Origin of the sequence: Bradyrhizobium sp. TM102, from assembly GCF_009176685.1 — a bacterium.
GTDB classification, from domain to species: Bacteria; Pseudomonadota; Alphaproteobacteria; order Rhizobiales; family Xanthobacteraceae; genus Bradyrhizobium; species Bradyrhizobium ottawaense.
In genome coordinates, this window is sequence record NZ_AP021855.1 from 6,813,799 (window position 1) to 6,839,123 (window position 25,325).

Sequence of the window (25,325 nt, forward strand, 5' to 3'; positions counted from 1 at the left end):
GAACTCTCCCTTTGCTCGAGGTCGATCTCCATGAGGCTGGCGAAGGTCACCGAAGGTTCAACGCGGGCTCATGACGGCGACGGCACGGTCTTTCATCGTCGCGGCCCTATTGCACGAGATCGGCAACCGTGGTCGCGGCCTTCAGGCCGGTGCCGGTGAGGACGGCAACCGTGGTCTCGTTCGCCTTGATGGCGCCGATGGCAGATAGTTCTTCCAGCGCGGCGGCAGCACTTGCGCTGGTCGGCTCGGCGAACAGGCCTTGGCGCGCGAGGCGCCGCAGGGCGGCGACGATCTCGTCCTCGGTGAGCGCGACGGTGGCGCCGCCGCTCTCGCGCAGAGCTGCGACGATCTCGCGCAGGCGCAGCGGGTGCTTGATGGCGGTGCCTTCGGCGATGGTCTTGTTGACCTCGCGCGCGACTGGCGTATCGACGCCCGCCTTGAAGCTCGCATCGATCGGCGAGCAATTGAGCGGCTGCGCCGCGAACAGCCGCGGTAGCTTCGCGATCTGACCGGCCTTCAACAGCTCGCGGAAGCCGAAGGCGCAGCCGAGCAGAGAGCTGCCGGCGCCGACGGGAACGATGACGTTGTCGGGCGCGCGGAAACCGAGATCCTCCCAGATCTCATAGGCGAGCGATTTGGTGCCTTCGAGGAAGAACGGCTGCCAATTGTGGCTGGCATAGAAGGACTGGCTCGACTGGCGGATCGCCTCGGCCTCCGATTCCTCGCGCGGGCCCTCGACGAGCTGCACCGCAGCGCCGTAGGCGCGCACCTGCGCGATCTTGGCCGGCGACGTCGAGGCCGGCGCCAAAATCTTCACGCGCATGCCGCCGGCGGCACCGAGCCCGGCCATCGACGAGCCCCCATTGCCGGAAGAATCTTCGAGAATTGCGTCGACGCCGATCTGGCGCAGGAACGACAGCATCACGGCGGAGCCGCGATCCTTGAAGCTGCCGGTCGGGTTGAACCATTCGAGCTTGAACAACGGCCGCAAATCGCCCCAGTCCTGCTGCACCAGCGGCGTGCAGCCCTCGCCGAGCGTGATCGGAGCCTTGATCTCGACTGGCAGCGCCGCCCGGTAGCGCCAGAGCGAGCGCGTGCGGCCATCGATGTCCTCGCGCGTGATCCCCGCCCCCGGCGTCACCAGTAGCGGCGTGCGCTCGTCCGAGCACCAGCGCGGCTGGTCGAGCGGGTAGAGCTTTGCGTTGCGGGGGTCGATGTAGCTGGCGGGCATGGGGGTCTCCGGGGCGGGCAGCCGATCCAGTCGATATGTCTGAATATACGGGCTTTATCCAGTCACGCGTTTGGAGGCCGAGGCGCCGCCCGCCCCTTTCAAAAATTCAAACGATTACATAGATATAGGGAGCATTTCGGCGTCGACCGCCGATCCGGACGGGCGCGGGAATGATCCTTCCGGGGCGCGCAGCACGATTAACTTGTCTGTCGCGTCTTGCCGCTACAATATGTTGGATTGAGCTTGCGTCGCCGATGTTCCGCGTCGGCAACGCGACCGAGCCAGGCCCGTCCGAGCGGCGGGCCGTTGGCTTTTTGGGAGTTTGGTCATGAGCCGCGCGAACCGTACCGACCACATCCGCCTGACCTCCCATCCGGAGCCGGGCCGGAAGTCCGCCTTCCCGATCCACTGGGGCGCCCCTGACGCGCGCGCCCGCGGACCGATCATCGGCACAGTCTCGCGCGCCGGGGATCGCAACGTGATCGGCAGCCATGGCGGGTCCTATGCGATGTACCGCGCGCTCGCAGTGTCCGCCGGCGCGCTCGATCCCATTCGGAGGCCCGACCTCACCAACACCTTTCCGGCGGCAACCATCGGTCCGTTCGAGCAATGGCGCGATCCCGCCAAGATCGTCGCGCTCGATCCCTGGGGGCATCTGGTCGCGGAGAATTTCGGCAAGGAGATCGCAGAAGGCTCCGACATCCGCCCGAGCATCGCGGTGACGCGGGCGCGGCTCGACCTGCCGGAGATCCGTGAGGCGCTGGCTGCAAAACGCTTACGTGCCGACGGCGAGGTCGTGCATGCCAATGGCAGCGTCTCCGTGGTGAAGATCGCGATCGATCCGGTCTGGCACCTGCCCGGCCTTGCGGCGCGCTTCGGCACCGGCGAGACCGAGCTGCGGCGCACGCTGTTCGAGCAGACCGCCGGCATGTTCCCCGAGCTCGTCACGCGGCCGGACATGAAAGTGTTCCTGCCGCCGATCGGCGGTACCACGGTCTACATGTTCGGCGATGTGACGAAACTGCCGGACCATCGCACCAAGATCATCTGCCGCGTGCATGACGAGTGCAACGGGTCCGACGTGTTCGGCTCCGACATCTGCACCTGTCGGCCCTATCTGATCCACGGCATCGAGGAATCCGCACGCGGCGCGCAGGAGGGCGGGCTCGGGCTCGTCGTCTACAATCGCAAGGAAGGCCGCGCGCTCGGTGAGGTCACCAAATTCCTGGTCTACAACGCGCGCAAGCGCCAGGAGGACGGCGATGCGGCCGCCGCCTATTTCGAGCGCACCGAATGCGTCGCCGGCGTGCAGGACGCACGCTTCCAGCAGCTGATGCCGGACACGATCCACTGGCTGGGCCTGAAGCGCATCGACCGCTTCCTGTCGATGAGCGACATGAAGCACGACGCGCTGACCTCCCAAGGCATCGACATCGTCGAGCGCGTGCCGATCCCGCTGGAGCTGATTCCGGCCGATGCCCATGTCGAGATCGCCGCGAAGAAGGCCGCCGGCTATTACTCGACCGACATTGCGCCCGAGAAGGACGTGGACGGCGTGGTCGGACGTTCGCTGGAAAAATACTGATCGCGCGATGGCGGAGGCTTTGGAATTGCAAGCACGCTCCCTGCTCACCGCAGATGCGGTGCGCGCGCGGGCCGGGCAGATGCTGGAGATCGGCCTTGCCGGCGGGTTGAGCCACTTCACGATCGATCTCGACCACATGGACGGCGTTGCCGACGCCGTGATCGCGGTCACCCGAAAAGCCTATCCGACGCTGGACGTGCCCTTCCACGCGCGCTGGCGTCACTTCGTGCTCGGCGGCGTCGACTGCTGGGCGAGGCTTGCCGAGGCTGCATTATGGCCGGATCGCGCGGCGCGGGCGCGGGCCGAGTTCGACCTCGCGATCGTCTCCGTCCTGCTCGATGCCGGCGCCGGCGCTGCGTGGCGCTATCGCGGCGCGGTGACGGGCGAAGCCATCGGCCGCTCCGAGGGGCTTGCGATTGCGAGCCTCGACATGTTCGCGAGCGGGCTCTTTTCCGGCGATGCGCGTGCGCCGTTCAGGGCTGATGCGGATGTGCTCGCACAGCTGCCCCTCGCCTTCCTCACCTCAGCGTTTCAGGTCAGCGATGCCAACCCTCTGCTCGGCCTCGAAGGGCGTGCGGATCTGCTGCGGCGCCTGGGCGAGCATGTTGCGAACTACCCGGAGATTTTTGCACGGCACGATGCGCCGCGGCCGGGCGGGCTGTTCGATCATATCGCAGCTCGCGCTGTGAGCGGCACCATTGCCGCGCCCACCATCCTGACCGCCGTGCTGAACCAGCTCGGGCCGATCTGGCCATCGCGGCTGGAGCTTGCTGGGATTCCGCTTGGCGATTGCTGGCGCCACCCGGCGATCAAGGCGAACAACTCAACGGAGGGCCTCGTGCCCCTTCACAAGCTGTCGCAATGGCTGAGCTATTCGCTGATCGAGCCGCTGCAGCGCGCAGGCTTCGAGGTCACCGACATCGACGGCCTGACCGGGCTTGCCGAATACCGCAACGGCGGCCTGTTCGTCGATCACGAGGTGCTGCGCCTGCGCGATGCCGCCGATGCCGAGCGCGCACATGCGGTGGATTCGCTGCTCGTCGTGGAATGGCGCGCGCTCACCGTCGCGCTGCTCGATCGGCTTGCGGAGCGCATCCGCACCAAGCTCGGTCGCTCGCCGGAGTCGCTGCCGCTCGCCAGCATCCTGGAAGGCGGCACCTGGGCCGCCGGCCGCGCCATTGCGTTTGCGCGCCGTCCCGATGGCTCCCCCCCGCTCAAGGTCATCAGCGACGGCACGGTTTTCTAATCCTCGCTGCCGCTCACACATTCACTTGATGAATTTCAGGAGCATCCCATCATGGAAGGCGTCACGATCGTCGATCACCCGCTGGTGCAGCACAAGCTGACGCTGGTGCGGGACAAATCGATTTCAACAAAGTCGTTCCGCGAGCTGATCAAGGAGATCGGCATGCTCTTGTGCTACGAGGTGACGCGCGACCTGCCGCTTGCTGACACCGTCATCGAGACGCCGCTGGCGACGATGCACTCGGCCAAGATCGCCGGCAAGAAGCTGGTGTTCGTGCCGATGCTGCGCGCCGGCACCACCTTCGTCGACGGCATGATGGATTTGGTGCCGACCGCGCGCGTCGCCCATATCGGACTCTACCGCGAGCCGCACAGCTTTGCGGCGGTCGAGTATTTCTTCAAATCGCCGTCCGACCTCGGCGAGCGCCTCGCGATCGTGGTGACCCCGGTGGTCGCCACCGCCAACACGGCTGTCGCTGCCATCGACCGCCTGAAGGAGCGCGGCGCCAGGGACATCCGCCTCGCCTGCCTGATCGCCGCCCCGGAAGGCCTCGAACGGCTGCGCGGCTTGCATCCGGACGTGCCGATCTGGACCGCGGCGGTGGACGAGGGCCTCGACGAGAACGGGTTCATCCTGCCGGGCCTCGGCGACGCCGGCGACCGCGCTTACGGGACGCGGTAAGAGAAGTTCACACCTTCCCGCTGCCGCAAATCCCCTTCAGTGACTGCCATTCCTTGTCCGTCAGCAGCGGCGGGCCGCTGGCCGGGCGATCTTCCCTGGTCATGCGGGCGAGGCGGTCCTCGGTCAGCGGGTGGCTGGCGAGGATCGACGTGAGCGTGGAGCCGCCCTCCTTGCCGGTGATGCGGAACATCAGCTCGGCCGCGGGCTTCGCCGAACGGCCGAGCTTGTGCATGATCTCGATCGCGAACGTATCGGCGGCGGTCTCGGCCTCGCGCGAATAGGAGGCTTCGACGACGGTGCGCGAGGCAAAGATCACGGCGGATGAGCCGGTGACGTCGCCGAACAACAGGCCGATCAGGAACGACGTGCCGCCGTTGTAGATCAGGCCGCGCATGTTGTCGTAATGCTTGAGATGGCCGAGCTCGTGGGCGAGGATGCCGGCGAGCTCGTCGGGGTTTTGCGCCTTGTCGAGCAGGCCCCTCAGCACGTAGACCTTGCCGCCGGGCAGCGCGAACGCGTTCGGCACCGCGGTCGGCAGCACGCCCGCCGTCATGGAATCGTCGTCGAGGCCGGCGGCATCGCGCAGGCGGTTGACCAGCTTTGTGAACGCGGCCTTGCCCGCGGGGTCTTCGCACACGCTGCGGCCGAAGATGGTCTTCACCTGGACTTCGGAGGCATCGCCGATGCGCCGCTCGATCGGTTTCGGCACCAGCGGCGCGAGGCGGTCGGCGGCGAGCGGCACGCCGAACAGCACGACGCAGACGATGGAGACGGTGGCGGCCACCGACCAGCCGACGATTTTTGCGACGCCGCGGCGCGAGGTCCGGTGCTCGTCGAGATGGGTGCAGCGGATGGTCACGTCTGCCGCGAGTACGGCGTCGCGGATCTCGAGCCGCGCCAGCGGCGGCGCCGTGGTGCAAGCCAGACGCAAAATCCCGGGCGGACTGTCGGCGCGGCGAATGTCAGCATAGGACCAGCGAACCGGCGTTCCGCCCTCCTCAAGGATATCGAGCGCGTCGGCGAACGTCAGCGTCACCTGCCGCCGGCGGCTCGACGTGCCGTCGAAGAAGATGGTCGGCTTGGCGGCCTGCGCCGGCGCCTCGGCAAATACGTCAGTCACAGCTCAGAATCCCGCGACATCGAGCCCGTCGGCAAAACCTTCGCCGAGCGCGCTGGCAAGTACGCCGCGCCCCTGCACATCCGACGCCGCGCCGATGTCGTGCACCTTGACGGTCTCCAGCACCTTGGCCCAGAGATCACGCTGAAGATAGACCCGCATGACGATGTTGATCGCAAGCGCCAGCGCGAGATAGCCGATCACCATCATCACCACCATCGGGATGCTCCTGGCGGCATTGTCGGAGCCGAACACCTGATCGGCCGGAACGCCGCTCAGCTGGACGACCGCTAAGGCGCTGCCGCCGAGATAGGCGGAGAACACCATCGAGAGCAGCGTCCACCAGCCGATCACCTTCCAGTACAGGCCGTAGAAGGCATCGTGCGGCAGGTCCGAGGACAGGCTGACGCCGCCGATGCGGATGCCGTCGAGCCACCAGCGCCACTCGCGCGCCTTGAATTCCGCATAGAAGAACGGCGCAAGCGGGAAGATCACCAGCGCGATCGGGCTGAGCAGCCACAGCCACCAACCGCGCTTGAAGAAGGTCCAGCCGTTGCCCTCAAAATCGCCGCGGAGATCGCCGTAATGGGTGTGCTGCATCTTGTAGCGTTCGAGCGCGGCCTCGCGCCAGGGCAGCGCCAGGCCGAGCGTCAGGAACACGAGCAAGCCCCACGCCATGGCGCGGAACGAATAGGCCCAGCCCGAGCCGTCCATCCAGAAGCGGACGCCGCGCCAAACGGTGCGCGTCAACCGGTAACGTCGCGCGCGAAAAATCGCGAACTGGCCGAAGGCGTAGAAGCCGATGAACAGCGGCGTCGAGGCAAACCCCTGCCAGCGCTCGAACTCGATGCCGATCAGGAAGTAGGCGAGGTAGATCGGCACCAGGATCGCGAGCGCGAACAGGAAGCCGACCAGCAGCTCCTTGGCGCGGCCGGTATATTCGGCGGCATCGCCGTCGATCGCGGTGTTCGCCCACAGATGACGACGGATGTCGGTGACGAGCCAGAACCGGTAGAAGCCGAAGGTGACCAGCTCCAGCATGGCACCCTTGGTGACCATTTTGCGGAACTCGGAGCGGTCACCGCTGAAATCGACCCGCGTGGGCGGCAGCGGCGGCGGTAAGGGCTCGGAGCCGATGGGGGTCCATTGCATGTCGTTCACGGCGGCAACCTCGGGATGCGGTCTTGATCGGGTCAAACTATAGATCAGAGGTTGGTCGGCCCCCAAGATGGCGGGGTTCGATTTACCTTGATTCCAGTCGGTTTCTGGCACGTTTTCACGACAAACGGTGTGCGGAGGGTCACGCTGATCGAGATCCCGTCAGCGTAATCCGTGATCGTGCCCCAAGCGACGCCGGCCCCGGATGACGCGGAGCCTGTCATCGGGCGGCGCTTTGCGCCGACCCGGTGGCTCCATTCGGGCTTCACATCCACCCTCTCGCAAAGGTTGGATGTGACAAAACTCTCCCTTGCTCCGGCGCAGATAACCGGCTGTAATTGCACATCAAATACCGCAGCGCAGAATTCAACGAGAACGCGCGGTACATGCCAGGGAGAACGGTCATGCATGGGACCATCGAGAGCGCGGCCAAGCTCGACGCCCTTCGCGAGCGCGCCACGACACTGCCGCTGGAGCAATTCGATCCGGGCGATCCGGAATTGTTCAGGACCGATACGTTCTGGCCGTATTTCGATCGGCTGCGCCGCGAAGATCCCGTGCACTACTGCAAGGACTCGATGTTCGGCCCGTACTGGTCGGTGACGCGCTACAACGACATCATGGAGATCGAGACCAACCATTCGGTGTTCTCCTCGGCCTCCTCCCTCGGCGGCATCACCATCCGCGACATCGATCCGGACCTGCGCCGCGAGAGCTTCATCTCGATGGACCCGCCGCGCCATGCGGCGCAGCGCAAGACCGTGGCGCCGATGTTCACGCCGACGCATCTGGACAATCTCGCCCTCAACATCCGCAAGCGCTCGGCCGAGTGCCTGGACAATCTGCCCCGCGGCGAGGTGTTCGACTGGGTCGATCGCGTCTCGATCGAGCTGACGACGCAGATGCTGGCGGTGCTGTTCGACTTTCCCTGGGAGGACCGCCGCAAGCTGACGCGCTGGTCCGACATCGCCACCACCATTCCCGGGCCTGACGGACTCGTCGCCACCGAGGACGAGCGGCAGGCCGAGCTGACCGAATGCGCCGGCTATTTCGCGCGGCTGTGGAAGGAGCGCATCGCGCAGCCGCCGAAGAGCGACCTGCTCTCGATGATGGCGCATGGCGCCGCGACCCGCGACATGGACGCCAAGAACTTCCTCGGCAATCTCGTGCTTTTGATCGTCGGCGGCAACGACACCACGCGCAACACCATGTCGGGCTCGCTCCACGCGCTGAGCCAGCATCCCGAGCAGTATCGCAAGCTGCGCGAAAATCCCGCTCTGCTCGACAGCTTCGTGCCCGAAGTGATCCGCTGGCAGACGCCGCTGGCGCATATGCGGCGCACGGCGCTCGCCGACTTCGGGTTCCGGGGCAAAGAGATCAAGAAAGGTGACAAGGTCGTGATGTGGTACGTCTCGGGCAACCGCGACGAGGAGGCGATCGAGAAGCCCTACGAATTCATCATTGACCGCGCCCGCCCGCGCACGCATCTGTCGTTCGGCTTCGGCATCCACCGCTGCGTCGGCCTCAGGCTTGCCGAACTCCAGCTCAAGATCATCTGGGAGGAGATCCTGAAGCGGTTCGATCATATCGACGTGGTCGGCGAACCCAAGCGGGTCTATTCGAGTTTCGTGAAGGGTCTGGAAGAACTGCCGGTGAAGATTGCGGCGTGAGACGAAAAACCCTCCCTCCGTTCTTACGGGGAGAGGGAGGGGGTGAGGGGCTCTCTCCCCGAAGACGGCGACAGCCGAATCGCAGAGAGTCCCCCTCACCCGGATCGCATCTAACGATGCGATCCGACCTCTCCCCGCAAGCGGGGCGAGGTGAAGGAAGAGCCAACTGGAGCCACGACGATGAACATCCAAGCGCCGGTTAAAGTGGACAAGGCCGAACGCATGCGCAGGGCCCGCGAGGAGGCCTATGCGACGCCGTTGGCGCAATTCCACCCCGGCGCGCCCAGGCTGTTCCAGGACGACACGCTGTGGCCGTGGTTCGAGCGTCTGCGCAAGGAAGAGCCGGTGCATTACTGCACCAACGCGCCGATCGAGCCGTACTGGTCGGTGGTGAAATACAACGACATCATGCATGTCGACACCAATCACGGCATCTTTTCCTCGGACTCCACGCTCGGCGGCATCTCGATCCGCGACGTGCCGGAAGGCTACGACTATCCGAGCTTCATCGCGATGGACCAGCCCAGGCATTCGTCGCAGCGCAAGACGGTGTCGCCGATGTTCACGCCGACACATCTGGACGAGCTGGCAAAGCTGATCCGGCAGCGCTCGCAGACCGTGCTCGACAATCTGCCGCGCAACGAGACCTTCAACTTCGTCGAGCGCGTCTCGATCGAGCTGACGACGCAGATGCTCGCGACCCTGTTCGACTTCCCCTGGGAGGAGCGGCGCAAGCTGACGCGCTGGTCGGACGTTTCGACCGCGCTGCCCAAGAGCGGCATCGTCGCCTCCGCCGAAGAGCGCCGCCGCGAGATGGACGAGTGCTACGCCTACATGTCAAAGCTGTGGAACGAGCGCGTCAACTCCGCACCGCGCAACGATCTGCTGTCGCTGATGGCGCACAACGATGCCACGCGCCACATGGACCCCGACAACCTCATGGGCAACATCATCCTGCTCATCGTCGGGGGCAACGACACCACGCGCAACACCATGACCGGCTCGGTGCTGGCGCTGAGCGAGAACCCGGAGCAATACGACAAGCTGCGCGCCAATCCGGAGCTGATCGACTCCATGGTGCCCGAGGTGATCCGCTGGCAGACGCCGCTGGCGCATATGCGCCGCACCGCCTTGCAAGACACCGAGATCGGCGGCAAGCACATCAGGAAGGGCGACCGCGTGGTGATGTGGTACGTCTCCGGCAACCGCGACGAGGAGATGTTCGACAAGCCGAACGACTTCATCATCGACCGTCCGCGCCCGCGCACCCACCTCTCCTTCGGCTTCGGTATCCACCGCTGCGTCGGCATGCGCCTCGCCGAGCTGCAGCTGCGCATCGTCTGGGAAGAGATGCTGAAGCGCTTCGACCGCATCGAGGTGGTCGGCGAGCCCAAGCGGATCTATTCGAGCTTCATCAAGGGGTACGAGACGTTGCCGGTGAGGATTCCGGGGTAGGCTCTAACCTCCGTCATTGCGAGCGAAGCGTCTTCTTCGCTCATGTCCCGGACGCAGCGCGTAGCGGTGCGGCGCAGAGCCGGGACCCAGCAAGCAACGGCCTCGCTGCAACATGGGCCCCGGCTCTGCAGCGCATCACACACCGGACGATGCTTCGCATCGCCGGGCGTGCTGCGCTGCGTCCGGGGCACGAGAGCGGTATGTTGGCGTTCCAGCCCAGCTATAAAATTTCGGCATGACAGCTCGCGCCAGATGCGATGGCCGGGCGGCGCGCGGCTGTTCTACGACACGAGCCGCATCTAACTCAATTTGATATCCCACACGCCTTCCTTGCGGCAGGCGGCGACTTCCTCGCGCAGAAGCGCCGTGACGGCGAGCGAGGCCGTCGAGACCGGGCGGTCGATCGGAGAAGCGAAAATGAGCTCGCGCGTCATCGGCTTGGAGACGACAGCGGTTTCCAGCCGCCCGTCCGCGACCTCGCCGTGGACCGACGACGGCGGCAGCAGTGCAAAGCCGAGCCCCTCCTCGACCAGGCTGGTCAGCACGCGGAACGAATCCGCCTCGAGCTGGACGTCGAGCTTGATCTTGCGCTGGGCGGCCGCGTGCTCGATCAGCGCACGGAGGCCGTGCGAGTGAGAGGGCAGCACCAGCCGTTGCCGCAGCAGCCAGCCGATGTCGACGCTCTTCTTGCGCGCGAGGCCGCAGCCGCGCGGGCCGACCGCGACGATGTTGTCGCGCCCCAGGCTCTCCACGTTGAGATGCAGATCGGCCGAGCGGCCATAGAGGATGGCGAGATCCATCTCGCCGCGATGCAGCCATTCGACCAGATGGCCGCTGTAGCTCTCGACGATGCGCAGCGAAATGCCGGGAAATTTTTCGACGCAGCGCCGCGCAAAGCGCGCCGACAGCACGCAGCTCACGGTTGGAACCAGGCCAAGCACGACCTGGCCGGACGGCGGCCCCTGGGACGACTGGATATCGTCGCGGATCTGGTCGATCTGACGCACGATGCCCGAGGTGCGCGCCAGCAGCAGGCGCCCGGCCTCTGTGAGCACCATGCCGCGGCCGTTGCGCGTGAAAAGCTCCGTGCGCAGCTCGTGTTCCAGCAGCTTGATTTGCCTGGAAAGCGCCGGCTGCGCCACGCGCAGCGTGTCGGAGGCCTTGCTCAGACTGCCGAGCTCCGCCACGCAACTGAAGGTCCTGAGCTGCCGGAAATCCATGCTTGCCAATCCTGGAAGGCTACTCCATACGCTATAACAAATGAGCATAGGGGGTTGGCGTTGTTTTCACAACGCCTGAGGATCGGCCGGCGTTATCTTAACTGCCGCTAAGAACTGGAAACGCCATGAGTGAAGAACACCACACCGAAGATTACGCCGACATCCGTGAAGCCGTCGCAAAGCTCTGCGCCCAGTTCCCCGGCGAATATTGGCGCAAGCTCGATCGCGAGATGGCCTATCCCAAGGCGTTCGTCGACGCGCTGACAGCGGCCGGCTATCTCTCGGTGCTGATCCCCGAGGAATATGGCGGTGCGGGGCTGAAGCTGTCCGCGGCGGCCGCGATCCTCGAAGAAATCCAGCGCGCGGGCTGCAACGGCGGCGGCTGCCACGCCCAGATGTACACGATGGGCACCGTGCTGCGACACGGCAACGCCGAGCAAAAAGCAAAATATCTGCCGAAGATCGCCAGCGGCGAATTGCGCCTGCAGGCCTTCGGCGTCACCGAGCCGACCAGCGGTACCGACACCTCCTCGCTGAAAACCTTCGCGCGCAAGGACGGCAACGACAGCTACATCGTCAACGGCCAGAAGATCTGGACCAGCCGCGCCGAGCATTCCGATTTGATGGTTCTGCTGGCGCGCACCACGCCGAAGGAGCAGGCCAAGAAGCGTACGGATGGCCTGTCGGTGTTCATCGTCGACATGCGCGAGGCCAAGAACAACGGCCTCGAGATCCGCCCGATCCGCACCATGATGAACCACGCCACCACCGAAGTGTTCTTTACCGACATGAAGGTGCCGGCGGAGAATCTGATCGGCGAGGAAGGCAAGGGCTTTCGCTACATCCTCTCCGGCATGAACGCCGAGCGTATCCTGATCGCCGCCGAATGCGTCGGCGACGCCAAATGGTTCATCGCCAAGGCGACGAACTACGCCAAGGAGCGCAGCGTGTTCGGCCGGCCGATCGGCCAGAACCAGGGCATCCAGTTCCCGATCGCCAAGGCCTATGCCTCGATGCGCGCGGCCGAACTGATGGTGAAGGAAGCCACGCGCAAATACGAGGCCGGGCTCGACTGCGGCGCGGAGGCCAACATGGCCAAGATGCTGGCGGCGGATGCGTCCTGGGAGGCGGCGAACGCCTGCATCCAGACCCATGGCGGCTTCGGCTTCGCCGAGGAATACGACGTCGAGCGCAAATTCCGCGAGACGCGGCTCTATCAGGTGGCGCCGATCTCGACCAACCTCGTGCTCTCCTTCGTTGCCGAGCATGTGCTCGGCATGCCGCGCTCGTACTGAGGCCGTCATCATGGGAGCATTGGACGGGATCAGGGTGATTGCGGTCGAGCAGGCGGTGGCGGCGCCGTTCTGCTCCTCGCGCCTGGCGGATGCCGGCGCGGAGGTGATCAAGATCGAGCGGCCCGAAGGCGACTTCGCCCGCGGCTATGACGCGGCGGCCAAGGGCCAGAGCAGCTATTTCGTCTGGCTCAACCGCGGCAAGCAATCGGCGGTGGTGGATCTCGCAACGAAAGAAGGCTGCGCCGAGCTGGAGAAGCTGATCGCCAGCGCCGACGTGCTGATCCAGAACCTCAAGCCGGGCTCGATGGACAAGCTCGGTTTTTCGCGCGAGCGGCTGCTGAAGGACTATCCGAAGCTGATTTCCTGCACGATCACCGGCTATGGCGACGAAGGTCCCTACGCGCATCGCAAGGCCTATGATCTGTTGATCCAGGCCGAGAGCGGCCTGGCCTCGATCACCGGCAACCCTGATGGCGCCTCGCGCGTCGGCATGTCGATCGTGGACGTCGCGACCGGCGCGACCGCGCATGCGGCGATCCTGGAGGCGCTGATCGGGCGCGGGCGTACCGGCAAGGGCTGTGACATCCGCATCTCCATGTTCGACGTGATGGCGGACTGGTGCACCGTGCCGCTGCTCAACTCCGAAGCCGGCAATCCGCCCAAGCGCATGGGGCTGCGGCATCCCTCGATCGCGCCCTATGGCGTGTTCACGTCGAAGGACGGCAAGGACATCCTGATCTCGATCCAGAGCGAGCGCGAGTGGAGGACGCTTTGCGCGAAGGTGCTGGATCAACCCGATCTGCCCGCCGATCCCCGCGTCGCCAACATGGTCGAGCGCGTGCGCAACCGCGACTTCACCGATACGACGGTGGCGGATATCTTCGGCAAGATGACGCGCGACGAGCTGCTCAAGCGGCTGTCGGATGCCGATATCGCCTTTGCCGAGGTCAACACCATGGCCGACCTCACCAACCACCCGCATCTGCGCCGCATCGAGGTCGACACGCCGCAGGGACGCGTCAGCTATCCCGCGCCGGCGCCGATCGTCGTCGGCGAAACGCGCGCTTACGGCGCTGTGCCCGCCATCGGCGAAAACCCAAAGTCCAAGACGTAAGAAGAGCGAGGCGTCATGACCGAGAAGCTCGACATCGATCACTTGCGGCAATGGATCGGCCGCAGCACGGAGGCCACCGACATCGTCACCGCGCAGCTCGTGATGGGCCTGCGCGCGACGCTGTTCCAGGAGGTCGGCGAGCCCAGGAGAGGCGACGCCGCGCCGTTCACGGTGCATTGGTGCCTGGCGCAGCCGGTGTTCCCGATGTCGATGCTGGGGCCCGACGGCCATCCCACCCGCGGCGGCTTCCTGCCGCCGGTGCCGCTGCCACGCCGGATGTGGGCCGGCGGCGAGATCGAGTTCCTGCAGCCGCTGCAGGTCGGCGATGAATCGACTCGGACCTCGCGCATCGCCGACGTGCAGGTCAAGACGGGCTCGACCGGCACGCTGTGCTTCGTCTCGGTCGAGCACAGCATCTCCTCGCCGCGCGGCGTCGCCATTCGCGAGCGGCAGGACATCGTCTATCGCGAGATGACGAGCAGCGCGCCGGCTGGCGCCAAGGCCCCGCCTCCGCCGCCGAAGGCGCAGCACCGCGAGACCCATGTCTCCGACCCCGTGCTGCTGTTTCGCTATTCCGCGCTGACCTTCAACGGTCACCGCATCCATTACGACCGCGACTACGTCACCAAGGTCGAGGGCTATCCGGGCCTGATCTTCCACGGCCCGCTGCAGGCCGCGCTGATCATCGAGCTGGCCGCGAAGCTGCACGGCGGCGAGGCGCCGAAGAAGTTCACCTATCGCGGCCTGCAGCCGCTGTTCGAGGGCACGGAGTTCTCGGTCAACGCCAACGAGACCACTGATGGCATGGAGCTGTGGACCGCGAATGCGGAAGGGCAGCCGACGATGAAGGGCACGGCGGTTTGGTGAGGGACGTCCCGTCGTTCCGGGGCGGTCCGCAGGATCGGACCTCAGGTGCGCAAATTGCGCACCGGGGAATCGCGAGATTCCGGGTTCGCCTCGCGCCCCCCGGCATGACGCCGCCAGGAGCGCGCCCTTCACAGTTCATCGAGCGCCGTCCACTGCGGGACATGCTCGGCCAGCTTGTCGAGCAGACCTTCGAACACCTTGCGTTCGGACACGCTGAGGCATGACAGCATCGCCCGTTCGCGCTCGCGCAAGGTGGGGATGTATCTGGCATAGAGCGTGCGTCCGGCTGGCGTCAGATACAGACGCTGGCGGCGATTGTCGTTCTTGTCGACGTCGCGACGCAACAGCTTCTTCTTTTCCAGCGCAATGATCCCGCGGCTGATATTGGCCTTGAGATGACCGGAAAACTCGCAGATCTCGCTGGCGGTCACGCCCTCGCGAAAACTCAGGAAGATGAGCGTGACGATCTCCGGACGTGTGATGCCGAGCTCCATCTCGATCTTCCGAAACGACGGCTCACGGTAGAAATTCAGGACGTAACCCATCTTGTAGGCGATCCTGACTTCGGTGCCGCCGAGCACGTCCCTGGCGCGGTCGGCGCTTTCCCCTGAATTGGGCCGGGTCGCGTCTTTGCTAGATCGTCTCATATGTGACTTTCTCATTGCCTTTCGGATTGATCTCATCCTAACATCGCAGCGGAATAGAACAGAACTCTGGGAGATCGCCGGCTGTGAACAAGGCGGGACCCGTCGCGTCCGCGCGACGGAGGCATTTGCTGCGCGCGCAGGGGCCATCGTGCTTCTACGCAGGGACTGAGGTGCATCCGATCTATGTCGATCACGTCCGACCGCCCGAAGGCGGAACCGAGCGGACGCCCGTCGTGATGGTACATGGCGCTGCGCACACCGGCGCCTGCTACATGGCGACGCCTGATCTGCGGCCGGGCTGGGCGCCACGATTCGCAGGTACCGGCCGCCATGTGTTCGTGCCTGATTGGCCCGGCCATGGCCGCTCGCCACAGCGGGCGGATTTTCCGACGCTTGGCAGCGCCGACGTCGCCAACTCGTTGCTCGCACTGCTGGAGGAGATCGGCCCCGCCGTATTGCTGGTGCATTCCGCGAGCGGGCCGATGGCATGGTGGATGACCGAGCGACGGCCCGATCTGGTCCGCGCCGTCGTCGGCATCGCGCCGGGCCCGCCCGCCGATTTGCTGAAGGATCTGCCCGACGATCCGGCCGCGCTTGCAGCGCTACGCGACGACGCCAGCGCCGGTCGGCCGGTGCATGCCGCCGAGGATCGGCCCGTCCGGCTGAACGCCGAATTCGCCGCTTCTTCCTGGGCGAACACATCGCGATTTCCGCAACATGCGTTCAAGCACTATTTCGCGTCCATCGTGCCCGAAAGCCCGCGTATCCTGAACGAGCGCTTCAACATCGGCGGACGCGGCCTCCGCGTCGGCGATCTCAACAGACTCGGCAACCATCGCATCCTGATCGTCACCGGCGAGCTCGATCCGCGTCATCCACGCGAGGTGGACGCTGCGACCGCGGCCTATCTCGATGCCGACTTCATCTGGCTGCCGGATCGCGGCATCACCGGCAACGGCCACATGATGATGATCGAGGACAACAGCGATGATCTCGCCGCGCTGGTCCTCGATTGGCTCGATGCGGCCGGCTGCTGACCCGACAAGACACGAGAAGATCAGGAGGAGATGAAGATGAGATCGAACCTGCTCGGCGCGGCCCTGATCGCGCTGATCGTTCCGATTGCGGCACAGGCGGAAGTCTCGGGTGGCGTCGTCAAAATCGGCGTCCTGACCGATATGGCTGGTGTAACCGCTGATGTCACCGGCAAGGGTTCGCTTGTTGCCGCCGAGATGGCGGTTCGCGAGTTCGGCGGCACCGTGCTCAGCAAGCCGGTTCAGGTGATCTCAGCCGATCATCAGCACAAGCCCGACATCGGCACCGGAATTGCCCGCCAGTGGTTCGATGTCGAGGGCGTGGATGCGATCGTCGACGTACCGAATTCCGGTGTCGCGCTCGCGATCCAGGGCCTCGCGCGCGAAAAGAAGAAGATCGTGCTCTATTCCGGCGCGGGCACGACGGCACTAACCAACGAGCAGTGCTCGCCGTTCGGCGTGCACTGGACCTACGACACCTACGCGGTCTCGCACGGAACGGCCTCGGCAGTCGTCGAGGCCGGCGGTACGACGTGGTTCTTCCTCGCCGCCGATTATGCCTTCGGCCAGCAGTTGCAGAAAGACGCCAGCGACGTGATCGCGGCGGCCGGCGGCAAAGTGCTGGGCGCCGTCCGCCATCCGCTCAACACGCCGGATTTCTCCTCGTTCCTGCTCACCGCGCAGTCTTCCGGCGCCAAGGTCATCGGCATTGCCAATGCCGGTAACGACACCATCAATGCGATGAAGCAGGCCAACGAGTACGGGATCGTGAAGGGCGGGCAAAGTCTTGCGGCGATGATCCTGTTCTTGCAGGACATCCACACCCTGGGCCTGGAAGCCGCACAGGGCACGTATCTGACGACGGCATCGTACTGGGACATGAACGAGGCGACGCGCGCCTGGTCGAGGGAGTTCATGGTGAAGACCGGCGCGCCGCCGTCGATGCTGCATGCCGGCGTGTACGGCGCGGTGCGGCACTATCTGAAGGCTGTCACCCAGGCCGGCACCGACGACGCCGAGCGGGTCGCCGCCGCCATGCGCGCGATCCCGATCGACGACATCTTTTCGCAGGGCGCGACGCTGCGCGAAGACGGCCGCGTGACACGCACGATGTATCTGGCCCGCGTCAAGAAGCCTTCGGAGTCGAAATATCCCTGGGACTATCTGGAGATCGTGCGTCCGATTCCATCGGAACAGACCGCGTGGCCGCTCTCGGAGAGCAAGTGCCCACTGGTCAAGGGCGCCACGCGCTAGCGCCCCAGCATCACACGCAGCCTCATCTTGACTTCGCCAAGCAATCCACCGAGAGGTAGGTTGCTTTTGCCTGTGCTCAAAGGCCAAGGCGGACAAATCGTCGCTCATGCTCGGCACGGCGACGGAACACAAGAAGATCAGGGGAGCCGTCCGATGTCGTCCCGCAAGCCCGCCGCGACAAAAAGCAAGTCCGTCACCGTCAAGCAGGCGACGCTCGACCTGCTGCGCTCGTTCGGCATCACAAAAGTGTTCGGCAATCCTGGTTCAACCGAGCTGCCGTTCCTGAGCGACTGGCCCGATGACATCGACTACGTGCTGGCGCTGCAGGAAGCCTCCGCCGTCGGCATGGCCGACGGTTACGCGCAAGCGACCCGCAATGCCGGCTTCGTCAATCTGCATTCGGCCGCCGGCGTCGGCAACGCGCTCGGCAACATCTACACCGCGCATCGCAACCAGACCCCGCTGGTGATCACCGCGGGCCAGCAGGCGCGCTCGATCCTGCCCTTGCAGGCCTTCCTCTATGCCGAGCGCGCGTCGGAGTTTCCGCGGCCTTACGTGAAATACAGCGTCGAGCCGGCGCGGCCCGAGGACGTGCCGGCTGCGATCGCGCGCGCTTATTACACCGCGATGCAGCCGCCGTGCGGGCCGACCTTCGTGTCGATCCCGATCGACGACTGGGCGCATGCCTGCGCGCCGTCCGAGGCGCGCAAGGTCAGCCGGGAAATCGGCCCCGAGCTTGAGCCGATGAAGGCACTGGTCGCCGCGCTCGGTTCCGCAAAGCACCCTGCCCTCGTCGTCGGCCCCGGCGTCGACCGCGCCGGCGCGGTAGACCTGATGGTGGGCGTCGCCGAGAAGGCGAAGGCCAGCGTCTGGGTCAGCCCGTTCTCGGCACGCTGCTCGTTCCCCGAGCGGCATCCGCAATTCGCCGGCTTCCTGCATGCCTCGCCGGCGCAACTCTCCGACGCACTGCGTGAGCATGATCTCATCGTCGTGATCGGTGCGCCCGTGTTCACCTTCCATGTCGAGGGCCATGCCGCGATCTTCGATGGTAGCACGACGATCTTTCAGATCACGGATGACCCGGATGCGGCGGCTGTGACGCCCGTCGGCACCAGCATCATCGCCACCATGAAGCCGGCACTGAGCACGCTGCTCGACCTGCTGCCGGAGAGCAAGCGCGCCACGCCGAACGGCCGCACACTGCCGCCGGCGCCGCAAGCCGCCGATCCGCTGCCGGTCGAATTCCTGCTGCATTCGCTGTCGCAGGCGATGCCGGATGGTGCGTCAGTCGTCGAGGAAGTGCCCTCGCACCGGCCGGCGATGCAGAAGTTCATGCCGATGCGCGGCCAGGACAGTTTTTACACCATGGCGAGCGGCGGCCTCGGCTATTCCCTGCCCGCCGCCGTCGGCATGGCGCTCGGCAAGCCGAACAGCCGCACGGTCTGCCTGATCGGCGACGGCTCGGCGATGTACTCGATCCAGGCGCTGTGGACCGCCGCGCAGCGCAAGCTGCCGCTGACCATCGTCGTCATCAACAATTCCGGCTACGGCGCGATGCGCTCATTCAGCCAGGTCATGCAGGTGCGCAATGTGCCGGGGCTGGAGCTGCCGGGGATCGATTTCGTCCGGCTCGCCGAAGGCATGGGATGTCACGCGGTGCGGGTGACGAAGGCGGCTGAGCTCGGCAAGGCGCTGAAGCGCGGGATGGCGTTTGAGGGGACGAGCCTGGTCGAGGTCGTCGTGGATTCGGCGGTGCCGGTGCTCTACGGGCAGAAGCATTGAGTTGTCGTCCCGGCGAAGGCCGGGACCCATACCCACAGGGAGAGGTTTGGCGAAGACTCGTAGTGGGCAGCTTGGTGCCACAACTACTGCCTGGGGTTATGGGTCCCGGCCTTCGCCGGGACGACATCGAGTTTGCCGCACCACCGCTGCCAACTACGACGCCAGAAATCCCCCGTCCGCCGCCAGCACGTGCCCGACGACATACGACGACGCATCCGACGACAGCCACACCACGGCCTCCGCCACCTCCTCCGGGCTCCCCATCCGCCGCAGCGGCAGGCCAGCACTCACCGTTGCGATGTCGCCGACGCCGGCGCGCAGCATCATGTCGGTGACGACGCGGCCCGGCGCGATGGCATTGATGCGGATGCCGCGCGGGGCATTCTCCAGCGCGGCCGAGCGCGTCAGCGAGATCGCGGCGGCCTTCGAGGCCGAATAGAGCGAGAAGCCGGGATTGGGATTGCGCACGCCGCTGACGGAAGCGTTGACGACGATGCTGCCGCGCCCTTGCGCCAGCATCGCCGGCAGTTGGTGGCGCAGGCACAGGAACAGCGCGCGGACATTGGTGTCGAACACGCTGTCGTAGATATCAGTGCCCTGCTCTTCCAGCGGCGCGCGGCGCTCCTGGAAGCCGGCATTGTTGAAGGCGACGTCGAGCCGGCCGCAACGTTCGATGGCGGTGCGGACGAGGCGCGCGACGTCGTCCTCGCGCGTGATGTCGGTCTTGAGCGCGATCGCCTCCGCACCGAGCTCGCGGCATGAAGCGGCGGTCGCCTCGATCTCGGCCTCGCGCCGGCCCGCCACGATGATCGCCTCGGCACCCTCGGACGCCATCCGCAGAGCGGTGGCGCGGCCGATGCCGCTGCCGCCGCCGGTCACCAGGCAAACCTTACCCGTCATCCGCGTCCCCGTCGGCAAAGCTCCGCTCATGGTCAACTCCAAAACGCTTGCGCGCGCCGTTGCGCACATATAGTTGTATGATACAACTATATGCCGGGAGTCAAGATGGCCGAGCTTGCGCTGATCGACGACATTCGCGCCGCCTCGCGGTTGATGGTGCGCGAGCTCGGCTTCATGGATGCGACGGTGGCGGCCTCGGACTATCCGCCCTCGGCCGTGCACACGATCCTGGAGATCGGCATCCGCGGCCCGATGACATCAGGCGAGCTCGGTGATTTTCTGCGGCTAGAGAAATCCAGCGTCAGCCGCCTGGTGCGCAAGCTGATCGATTGCGGCGAGCTCAGGGAGACGCCGGATGAGAATGATGCACGCAGCAAGCTATTGTCGCTGACCGCGAAGGGTCGGCGCACGCTGGAGGGGCTGCACGCGTTCGGCCGGCAACAGGTGCGCGGCGCGCTGGCGGCGCTGACGGCGGCGGAACAGCGCACGGTGCGCGAGGGCATGATGCTCTATGCGCGGGCGCTCAGGCAGAGCCGGGGGGAGGAGACGTTGCCTCGGTAACCACCGGTGTCGTCCCTGCGAACGCAGGGACCCATACCGCGTGATTTATCCGTAAAGCGCAGGTGTCAGTACCGCGCGCAAGAACATCTACCAGTGTTCGCCAAACTTCTCCCTGTGGTTATGGGTCCCTGCTTTCGCAGGGACGACAGCGAGTGTTTGGCGCGAGTGTGCCTCAATAGCACCGACCTCACGGCTACTTCGCGAAATCCTCCCGCATCCTGGCCTGGATCTTGGCCATGCCGCCGATCCAGCGATCATAATTCTCGGTCTTCTTGCGCATATAGCCGAGCACTTGCGGATGCGGCAGGATCAGGAACGTCTCCTGCTCGAGGCCGGCGAGCACGTCTTTCGCGACCTGCTCGGGCGTGAGATCGCCGTCGCCGGATTGCGGGCCTTTCGGGATCGAGCGCAGCATGTTGGTGTCGACGCCCTGCGGGCAGAGGATCGAGACCTTGATGTTGTCAGCCTTGTGCGAGATCGCGAGATTCTCGGCAAAGCCGACCGCGGCGTGCTTGGTGGTGGAATAAGCGGGGCTGCCGACCTGCGACAGCAGGCCCGCGGCCGAGATCGTGTTGAGGAAATAGCCACCGCCGCGCGCCTTCATGCGCGGGATCAGATGCCGCGCCGCATAGACATGGGCCATGACGTGGATCGCCCAGCTGCGCTGCCACGGCTCGTCGGAGGCTCCGCCGGCATTGACCGACATCGGATCGAAGCCGCCGCCGATGCCGGCATTGGAGCAGAACAGGGCGATGGGGCCGAACTGCCGCTCGGTCTCCTCAATGACGTGCGAGATGTCTTTCTCCTGCGCGACATCGCATTTGAAGGCCGCGCCATCCACCATGGCCGCGACCGCCCGCGCATTGGCGGCGTCCATGTCCGCGACGACGACCTTGGCTGCGCCCGCATTGTAAAACGCCTCGCACAGCGCCTTGCCGATGCCGTTTGCGCCGCCCGTGACGACCACGACCTTGCCGGTCACCTGCATGCGACGTCTCCTCTTGTCTTATACTGCTTCTTGGAAGACCCCCTGGGTCTTGCTCAGCTCAACATGAGGTCGAGCACCGCGGTATAATGGCACGCCGCGCCGGCCAACACAAAGCCGTGCCAGATCGCATTCTGGAAACGCAGCCGCCGCCAGGCATGGAAGATCACGCCAAAGCTGTAGAGCAGCCCGCCCGCAAGGATGAAGCCCAGCACCAGCGCGGGCAGCGCCCGGACCACGGCGTCGTAGAGCATCACGCCGCTCCAGCCCATCGCGAGATAGATGCCGACCGAGACGCGGTCGAACCGGCCGGGATAGAAGAGCTTCAGCACGATGCCGAGGATGGCGACGCACCAGACGCCGGCGAGCAGCACCAGCGCGAATCCGCTGTCCTTCACCTCGAGGATGAACGGCGTATAGGTCGCCGCGATCAGCAGATAGATCGCGGAGTGGTCGAACCGCCGCAGCAGCCATTTGGCCGGCGACACCGGCCAGAGATTATAGGTCGCCGACAGCACCAGCATCGAGAGCAGGCCGGCGACATAGATCGAGACGCCGACGATGTCGGTCGCATCGGCATAGATCGCCGTCAGCACCACCAGCACGGTCGCGGCGATGAGGCCGGAGAGGACGCCGATCGCGTGGATGATTCCGTCGGCGATCAGCTCGGCGCGGTCGTAATTCCAGCCCATCACGTCGGCTGCGGCGTGGACGGAGGTGGAGGCGAACTCTTTCAGTTGGAAGACGGTCATGGCAATCCGCAAGATGAGGCAATGTCCTCTTGTATGGGTCTTTCGGGATCGGCGCGTCGTTCAAACGGCTGATTTTCCGACAAAGACGGTGGAAGTATGGAGCTTGATTTTCTTCACGCAATTGCCACTTTTGTGATCGGTCACACAGTCCCGCCGCCCCCGATCCACTAACGTTCATATGGCATTCAGTTTCCAGGATATGGTCGAAGAAGCGCGCTTGTCCGCGCAGGCGCTGATCGACTATGGCGAGCACTTCTTCAACCCGACGGTGCGGTTGGGCGTTACCGGCCTGTCGCGGGCCGGCAAGACCGTGTTCATCACCGCGCTGATCCACGGCCTCACCCGCGGCGGCCGGTTTCCGGTGTTCGACGCTTACGCCTCGGGCCGGATCGCGCGGGCGCATCTGGCGCCGCAGCCCGACGATGCCGTGCCGCGGTTTGCCTATGAGAGCCATCTGCGCGCGCTGATCGAGGAGCGCCGCTGGCCGAACTCGACCGTCGACATCAGCGAGCTCAGGCTCGTCATCGACTATCAGCGCCCGAACGGCGCCGACCGCACGCTGACACTCGACATCGTGGACTATCCCGGCGAGTGGCTGCTCGACCTGCCGCTGCTGCAGAAGAGTTTCGAGCAATGGTCGGCGGAGAGCCTGGTCTTGTCGCGCGAGGCGCCGCGCGCGCATCTTGCGGGCGAATGGCACGCGCATCTGGCAACGCTCAAGCCCGACGCGCGAGAGGACGAGCAAGCGACGCTGACGGCCGCAAAACTCTTCACCGATTATTTGCGCGCCTGCCGCGACGAGCGCTTCGCGATGAGCCTGTTGCCGCCCGGCCGCTTCCTGATGCCCGGCAATCTCGCAGGCTCCCCGGCACTGACCTTCGCGCCCCTCGAGGTGCCCGCAGGCGGCCAGGCGCCGGATGGGTCGCTGTGGGCGATGATGGTGCGCCGTTTCGAGGCCTACAAGGACGTCGTGGTGCGGCCGTTCTTCAGGGATCATTTTGCCCGGCTCGATCGCCAGATCGTGCTGGCCGATGCACTGTCCGCGTTCAACTCCGGACCCGAGGCGCTGCACGATCTCGAAGCAGCCCTCGCCGGCATTCTCGATTGCTTCAACATCGGCCGCAGCACGATCCTCTCCAGCCTGTTCCGTCCGCGCATCGATCGCATCCTGTTTGCAGCGACCAAGGCCGACCATCTGCACCATTCCAGCCACGACCGGCTCGAGGCCGTATTGCGCCGCGCCGTCTCGGGCGCCGTTGCGCGCGCGGAAAATACCGGCGCGGCGATCGACGTGGTGGCGCTCGCCGCGGTGCGCGCCACGAGAGAGGCTCAAGTCGCGCGCGGCCGCGACAAATTGCCGTCGATCCTTGGAACACCGGCCGCGGGCGAGAGCGCTGGCGGCGAATTCTTCGACGGCAATACGGAGGTTGCGACCTTTCCGGGCGACCTGCCCCTGGATCCCGAGCCATTGTTCAACGGCAATGCCGCGTTCCGCGGCCTCGCGACCGAGACCGCCGGGACAAGCGACTTTCGTTTCCTGCGCTTCCGCCCGCCCACACTCGACCGCGAAGGCTCCGAGCCGCCGACGCTGCCTCACATTCGCCTCGACCGTGCCTTGCAGTTCCTGATCGGAGACAAGCTCGCATGAACGACCGATCGAAGCCACGGCGGCCGGCGACGTTCCGGCTCGACGATCCCGGCGTCGTCGTCACCGAAGCCGACGAGACCAGCCGGCTCAGCCGCGCCACCATCCAGATCACGCCGGAGCCCGATCCCCTGGCGCTTCCGGTCCCAGTTCAAGCGGCGCTGCCGGCGCGCCGCGGTTTTCCCTGGGGTACGCTGTTCTGGTCGGGCCTCGCCGGGCTGACGCTGCTCGGCACCGGGCTCGGCGTGGTGCATTTGATCGAAGACCTGTTCGCGCGCAGCGAAACGCTCGGCTATGTCGGTCTCGCCTTCGCGCTCGTCACCGCGCTTGCGCTTGCGGTGGTGATCGGCCGCGAGGCAGTCGGTCTGGCGCGGCTGGCGACGATCGAGCAGTTGCATGCGCGCGCCGCCGCTGTGCTCGCCAGCGACGACCGCAAGGAGAGCCGCGTCATCGTGCAGGATCTGCTCAAGATCGCGCACCAGAACCCGCAGCTCGCCCGCGCCCGCGCGACGCTGGAGAGCCACACCGGCGAGATCATCGACGGCGCCGACATGATCCGGCTCGCCGAACGCGAGTTGATGTCTCCGCTGGATGCGGAGGCGCGGCGTCTGGTGTCGTCAGCCGCGCAAAAGGTTTCGATCGTGACCGCGGTGAGCCCGCGCGCGGCGATCGACGTGCTGTTCGTGTTCGTCGCCGCGCTGCGCCTGATCCGCCAGCTCGCTTATCTCTACGGCGGGCGCCCCGGCGCGCTCGGCATGATCCGACTGCTCCGCCACGTCATCGCCCACCTCGCCATCACCGGCGGCATGGCCGCGAGCGACAGCCTGGTGCAGCAGATGCTCGGCCACGGCATCGCGGCAAAGCTGTCACAGCGGCTCGGCGAAGGCGTGCTGAACGGATTGCTGACGGCACGGCTGGGCCTGGCGGCGATCGACGTCACGCGTCCGCTGCCGTTCGCCGCGCTGCCGCCGCCCAAACTGTCGGATCTCGCGACGGATCTCTTGCGGAAGAAGGACGACGAGGCGTAGCTTCTTCGCCTCTCCCCGCGTGCGGGGAGAGGCCGGAGCGCATCGCCAGATGCGATCCGGGTGAGGGGGACTATCCGCGAGTTCAACTGTCACCTCCC

The 25,325-nt window shown here is 65.7% G+C and carries 22 protein-coding genes; 14 read left to right on the forward strand and 8 right to left on the reverse strand.

Annotated features, from left to right (window positions below; all coding sequences use genetic code 11):
- Nucleotides 1-106 precede the first annotated feature (106 nt).
- Complete coding sequence (locus GDN70_RS32180) at nt 107-1,231, reverse strand: pyridoxal-phosphate dependent enzyme (RefSeq protein ID WP_038972725.1); 1,125 nt, start codon at nt 1,229-1,231, stop codon at nt 107-109.
- A gap of 328 nt (nt 1,232-1,559) precedes the next feature.
- On the opposite strand from GDN70_RS32180, the gene GDN70_RS32185 reads away from it, so the two are divergent.
- The 3 genes from GDN70_RS32185 to upp are packed head-to-tail and all read left to right on the forward strand — an operon-like array spanning nt 1,560 to nt 4,743.
- Nucleotides 1,560-2,816, forward strand: coding sequence for a GTP cyclohydrolase II (locus GDN70_RS32185; RefSeq protein WP_038972726.1), 1,257 nt, complete (start codon nt 1,560-1,562; stop codon nt 2,814-2,816).
- 7 nt (nt 2,817-2,823) lie between these two features.
- Entirely contained in the window at nt 2,824-4,062 is a 1,239-nt protein-coding gene (locus tag GDN70_RS32190) for a URC4/urg3 family protein (protein ID WP_038972727.1), read from the forward strand.
- Between the two features lie 51 nt (nt 4,063-4,113).
- On the forward strand, nt 4,114-4,743 hold the full coding sequence (gene upp / locus GDN70_RS32195; protein WP_018317218.1) for a uracil phosphoribosyltransferase: 630 nt from the start codon (nt 4,114-4,116) through the stop codon (nt 4,741-4,743).
- 7 nt (nt 4,744-4,750) lie between these two features.
- Here upp and GDN70_RS32200 read toward each other — a convergent pair whose 3' ends face one another.
- Together GDN70_RS32200 and GDN70_RS32205 are read right to left on the reverse strand one after the other, a co-directional pair.
- Nucleotides 4,751-5,863: a M48 family metallopeptidase gene (locus tag GDN70_RS32200; protein WP_152103523.1), complete on the reverse strand. Its 1,113-nt coding sequence runs from the start codon at nt 5,861-5,863 to the stop codon at nt 4,751-4,753.
- A 3-nt stretch (nt 5,864-5,866) separates the two neighbouring features.
- The gene (locus GDN70_RS32205; protein ID WP_038948237.1) at nt 5,867-7,012 is read right to left on the reverse strand and encodes a YjgN family protein; all 1,146 of its coding nucleotides are present in this window, start codon (nt 7,010-7,012) and stop codon (nt 5,867-5,869) included.
- A 410-nt stretch (nt 7,013-7,422) separates the two neighbouring features.
- On the opposite strand from GDN70_RS32205, the gene GDN70_RS32210 reads away from it, so the two are divergent.
- Both GDN70_RS32210 and GDN70_RS32215 read left to right on the forward strand, forming a co-directional pair.
- The gene (locus tag GDN70_RS32210; protein ID WP_095426723.1) at nt 7,423-8,688 is read left to right on the forward strand and encodes a cytochrome P450; all 1,266 of its coding nucleotides are present in this window, start codon (nt 7,423-7,425) and stop codon (nt 8,686-8,688) included.
- A 180-nt stretch (nt 8,689-8,868) separates the two neighbouring features.
- Nucleotides 8,869-10,143 carry a cytochrome P450 gene (locus GDN70_RS32215; protein ID WP_028140397.1) on the forward strand — a complete coding sequence of 425 codons (1,275 nt, stop codon included), beginning with the start codon at nt 8,869-8,871 and terminating at the stop codon, nt 10,141-10,143.
- Between the two features lie 299 nt (nt 10,144-10,442).
- On the opposite strand, the gene GDN70_RS32220 is transcribed toward GDN70_RS32215, so the two are convergent.
- Nucleotides 10,443-11,363 (reverse strand): LysR substrate-binding domain-containing protein, encoded by a 921-nt coding sequence (locus tag GDN70_RS32220; protein ID WP_028140398.1) that lies wholly within the window; start codon nt 11,361-11,363, stop codon nt 10,443-10,445.
- Between the two features lie 125 nt (nt 11,364-11,488).
- On the opposite strand from GDN70_RS32220, the gene GDN70_RS32225 reads away from it, so the two are divergent.
- From GDN70_RS32225 to GDN70_RS32235, 3 genes are read left to right on the forward strand one after another with little or no spacing between them, the layout of a single operon-like run.
- Entirely contained in the window at nt 11,489-12,658 is a 1,170-nt protein-coding gene (locus GDN70_RS32225; RefSeq protein ID WP_018317224.1) for an acyl-CoA dehydrogenase family protein, read from the forward strand.
- A gap of 10 nt (nt 12,659-12,668) precedes the next feature.
- On the forward strand, nt 12,669-13,772 hold the full coding sequence (locus GDN70_RS32230) for a CaiB/BaiF CoA-transferase family protein (protein WP_038948231.1): 1,104 nt from the start codon (nt 12,669-12,671) through the stop codon (nt 13,770-13,772).
- Nucleotides 13,773-13,787: 15 nt separating this feature from the next.
- Nucleotides 13,788-14,639 carry a MaoC family dehydratase N-terminal domain-containing protein gene (locus GDN70_RS32235; protein WP_152103524.1) on the forward strand — a complete coding sequence of 284 codons (852 nt, stop codon included), beginning with the start codon at nt 13,788-13,790 and terminating at the stop codon, nt 14,637-14,639.
- Between the two features lie 128 nt (nt 14,640-14,767).
- Here GDN70_RS32235 and GDN70_RS32240 read toward each other — a convergent pair whose 3' ends face one another.
- Nucleotides 14,768-15,286 (reverse strand): MarR family winged helix-turn-helix transcriptional regulator, encoded by a 519-nt coding sequence (locus GDN70_RS32240; protein ID WP_240536470.1) that lies wholly within the window; start codon nt 15,284-15,286, stop codon nt 14,768-14,770.
- Between the two features lie 125 nt (nt 15,287-15,411).
- On the opposite strand from GDN70_RS32240, the gene GDN70_RS32245 reads away from it, so the two are divergent.
- The 3 genes from GDN70_RS32245 to mdlC all read left to right on the forward strand — a co-directional run bounded on the left by GDN70_RS32245 (nt 15,412) and on the right by mdlC (nt 19,356).
- Nucleotides 15,412-16,323: an alpha/beta fold hydrolase gene (locus GDN70_RS32245; protein WP_050995704.1), complete on the forward strand. Its 912-nt coding sequence runs from the start codon at nt 15,412-15,414 to the stop codon at nt 16,321-16,323.
- 36 nt (nt 16,324-16,359) lie between these two features.
- On the forward strand, nt 16,360-17,574 hold the full coding sequence (locus GDN70_RS32250) for an ABC transporter substrate-binding protein (RefSeq protein ID WP_197742266.1): 1,215 nt from the start codon (nt 16,360-16,362) through the stop codon (nt 17,572-17,574).
- Between the two features lie 153 nt (nt 17,575-17,727).
- Complete coding sequence (gene mdlC / locus GDN70_RS32255; RefSeq protein WP_152103525.1) at nt 17,728-19,356, forward strand: benzoylformate decarboxylase; 1,629 nt, start codon at nt 17,728-17,730, stop codon at nt 19,354-19,356.
- A gap of 153 nt (nt 19,357-19,509) precedes the next feature.
- Here the strand turns inward: mdlC and GDN70_RS32260 are convergent, their stop codons facing one another.
- The gene (locus tag GDN70_RS32260) at nt 19,510-20,286 is read right to left on the reverse strand and encodes an SDR family NAD(P)-dependent oxidoreductase (protein WP_038972742.1); all 777 of its coding nucleotides are present in this window, start codon (nt 20,284-20,286) and stop codon (nt 19,510-19,512) included.
- A gap of 75 nt (nt 20,287-20,361) precedes the next feature.
- Between GDN70_RS32260 and GDN70_RS32265 the strand changes: the two genes are divergently transcribed.
- The gene (locus tag GDN70_RS32265; RefSeq protein WP_049801853.1) at nt 20,362-20,817 is read left to right on the forward strand and encodes a MarR family winged helix-turn-helix transcriptional regulator; all 456 of its coding nucleotides are present in this window, start codon (nt 20,362-20,364) and stop codon (nt 20,815-20,817) included.
- Between the two features lie 193 nt (nt 20,818-21,010).
- Here GDN70_RS32265 and GDN70_RS32270 read toward each other — a convergent pair whose 3' ends face one another.
- Both GDN70_RS32270 and GDN70_RS32275 read right to left on the reverse strand, forming a co-directional pair.
- On the reverse strand, nt 21,011-21,805 hold the full coding sequence (locus GDN70_RS32270; RefSeq protein ID WP_038948224.1) for an SDR family oxidoreductase: 795 nt from the start codon (nt 21,803-21,805) through the stop codon (nt 21,011-21,013).
- Nucleotides 21,806-21,858: 53 nt separating this feature from the next.
- On the reverse strand, nt 21,859-22,554 hold the full coding sequence (locus GDN70_RS32275) for a hemolysin III family protein (RefSeq protein WP_038948223.1): 696 nt from the start codon (nt 22,552-22,554) through the stop codon (nt 21,859-21,861).
- A 178-nt stretch (nt 22,555-22,732) separates the two neighbouring features.
- On the opposite strand from GDN70_RS32275, the gene GDN70_RS32280 reads away from it, so the two are divergent.
- Together GDN70_RS32280 and GDN70_RS32285 are read left to right on the forward strand one after the other, a co-directional pair.
- A complete protein-coding gene (locus GDN70_RS32280) occupies nt 22,733-24,202 on the forward strand; it encodes a YcjX family protein (RefSeq protein ID WP_152103526.1) in 1,470 nt (489 codons plus the stop codon).
- On the forward strand, nt 24,199-25,227 hold the full coding sequence (locus GDN70_RS32285) for a YcjF family protein (RefSeq protein ID WP_028140408.1): 1,029 nt from the start codon (nt 24,199-24,201) through the stop codon (nt 25,225-25,227). The genes GDN70_RS32280 and GDN70_RS32285 overlap by 4 nt, the downstream gene beginning before the upstream one ends.
- Nucleotides 25,228-25,325 lie beyond the last annotated feature (98 nt).

Coding starts and splice junctions, on each gene's coding strand:
- GDN70_RS32180 (WP_038972725.1), bottom strand. CDS start 1,231: ATGCCCGCCAGCTACATCGACCCCCGCAACGCAAAGCTCTACCCGCTC.
- GDN70_RS32185 (WP_038972726.1), top strand. CDS start 1,560: ATGAGCCGCGCGAACCGTACCGACCACATCCGCCTGACCTCCCATCCG.
- GDN70_RS32190 (WP_038972727.1), top strand. CDS start 2,824: ATGGCGGAGGCTTTGGAATTGCAAGCACGCTCCCTGCTCACCGCAGAT.
- upp (WP_018317218.1), top strand. CDS start 4,114: ATGGAAGGCGTCACGATCGTCGATCACCCGCTGGTGCAGCACAAGCTG.
- GDN70_RS32205 (WP_038948237.1), bottom strand. CDS start 7,012: ATGCAATGGACCCCCATCGGCTCCGAGCCCTTACCGCCGCCGCTGCCG.
- GDN70_RS32210 (WP_095426723.1), top strand. CDS start 7,423: ATGCATGGGACCATCGAGAGCGCGGCCAAGCTCGACGCCCTTCGCGAG.
- GDN70_RS32215 (WP_028140397.1), top strand. CDS start 8,869: ATGAACATCCAAGCGCCGGTTAAAGTGGACAAGGCCGAACGCATGCGC.
- GDN70_RS32220 (WP_028140398.1), bottom strand. CDS start 11,363: ATGGATTTCCGGCAGCTCAGGACCTTCAGTTGCGTGGCGGAGCTCGGC.
- GDN70_RS32225 (WP_018317224.1), top strand. CDS start 11,489: ATGAGTGAAGAACACCACACCGAAGATTACGCCGACATCCGTGAAGCC.
- GDN70_RS32230 (WP_038948231.1), top strand. CDS start 12,669: ATGGGAGCATTGGACGGGATCAGGGTGATTGCGGTCGAGCAGGCGGTG.
- GDN70_RS32235 (WP_152103524.1), top strand. CDS start 13,788: ATGACCGAGAAGCTCGACATCGATCACTTGCGGCAATGGATCGGCCGC.
- GDN70_RS32240 (WP_240536470.1), bottom strand. CDS start 15,286: ATGAGACGATCTAGCAAAGACGCGACCCGGCCCAATTCAGGGGAAAGC.
- GDN70_RS32250 (WP_197742266.1), top strand. CDS start 16,360: ATGAGATCGAACCTGCTCGGCGCGGCCCTGATCGCGCTGATCGTTCCG.
- mdlC (WP_152103525.1), top strand. CDS start 17,728: ATGTCGTCCCGCAAGCCCGCCGCGACAAAAAGCAAGTCCGTCACCGTC.
- GDN70_RS32260 (WP_038972742.1), bottom strand. CDS start 20,286: ATGAGCGGAGCTTTGCCGACGGGGACGCGGATGACGGGTAAGGTTTGC.
- GDN70_RS32265 (WP_049801853.1), top strand. CDS start 20,362: ATGGCCGAGCTTGCGCTGATCGACGACATTCGCGCCGCCTCGCGGTTG.
- GDN70_RS32270 (WP_038948224.1), bottom strand. CDS start 21,805: ATGCAGGTGACCGGCAAGGTCGTGGTCGTCACGGGCGGCGCAAACGGC.
- GDN70_RS32275 (WP_038948223.1), bottom strand. CDS start 22,554: ATGACCGTCTTCCAACTGAAAGAGTTCGCCTCCACCTCCGTCCACGCC.
- GDN70_RS32280 (WP_152103526.1), top strand. CDS start 22,733: ATGGCATTCAGTTTCCAGGATATGGTCGAAGAAGCGCGCTTGTCCGCG.
- GDN70_RS32285 (WP_028140408.1), top strand. CDS start 24,199: ATGAACGACCGATCGAAGCCACGGCGGCCGGCGACGTTCCGGCTCGAC.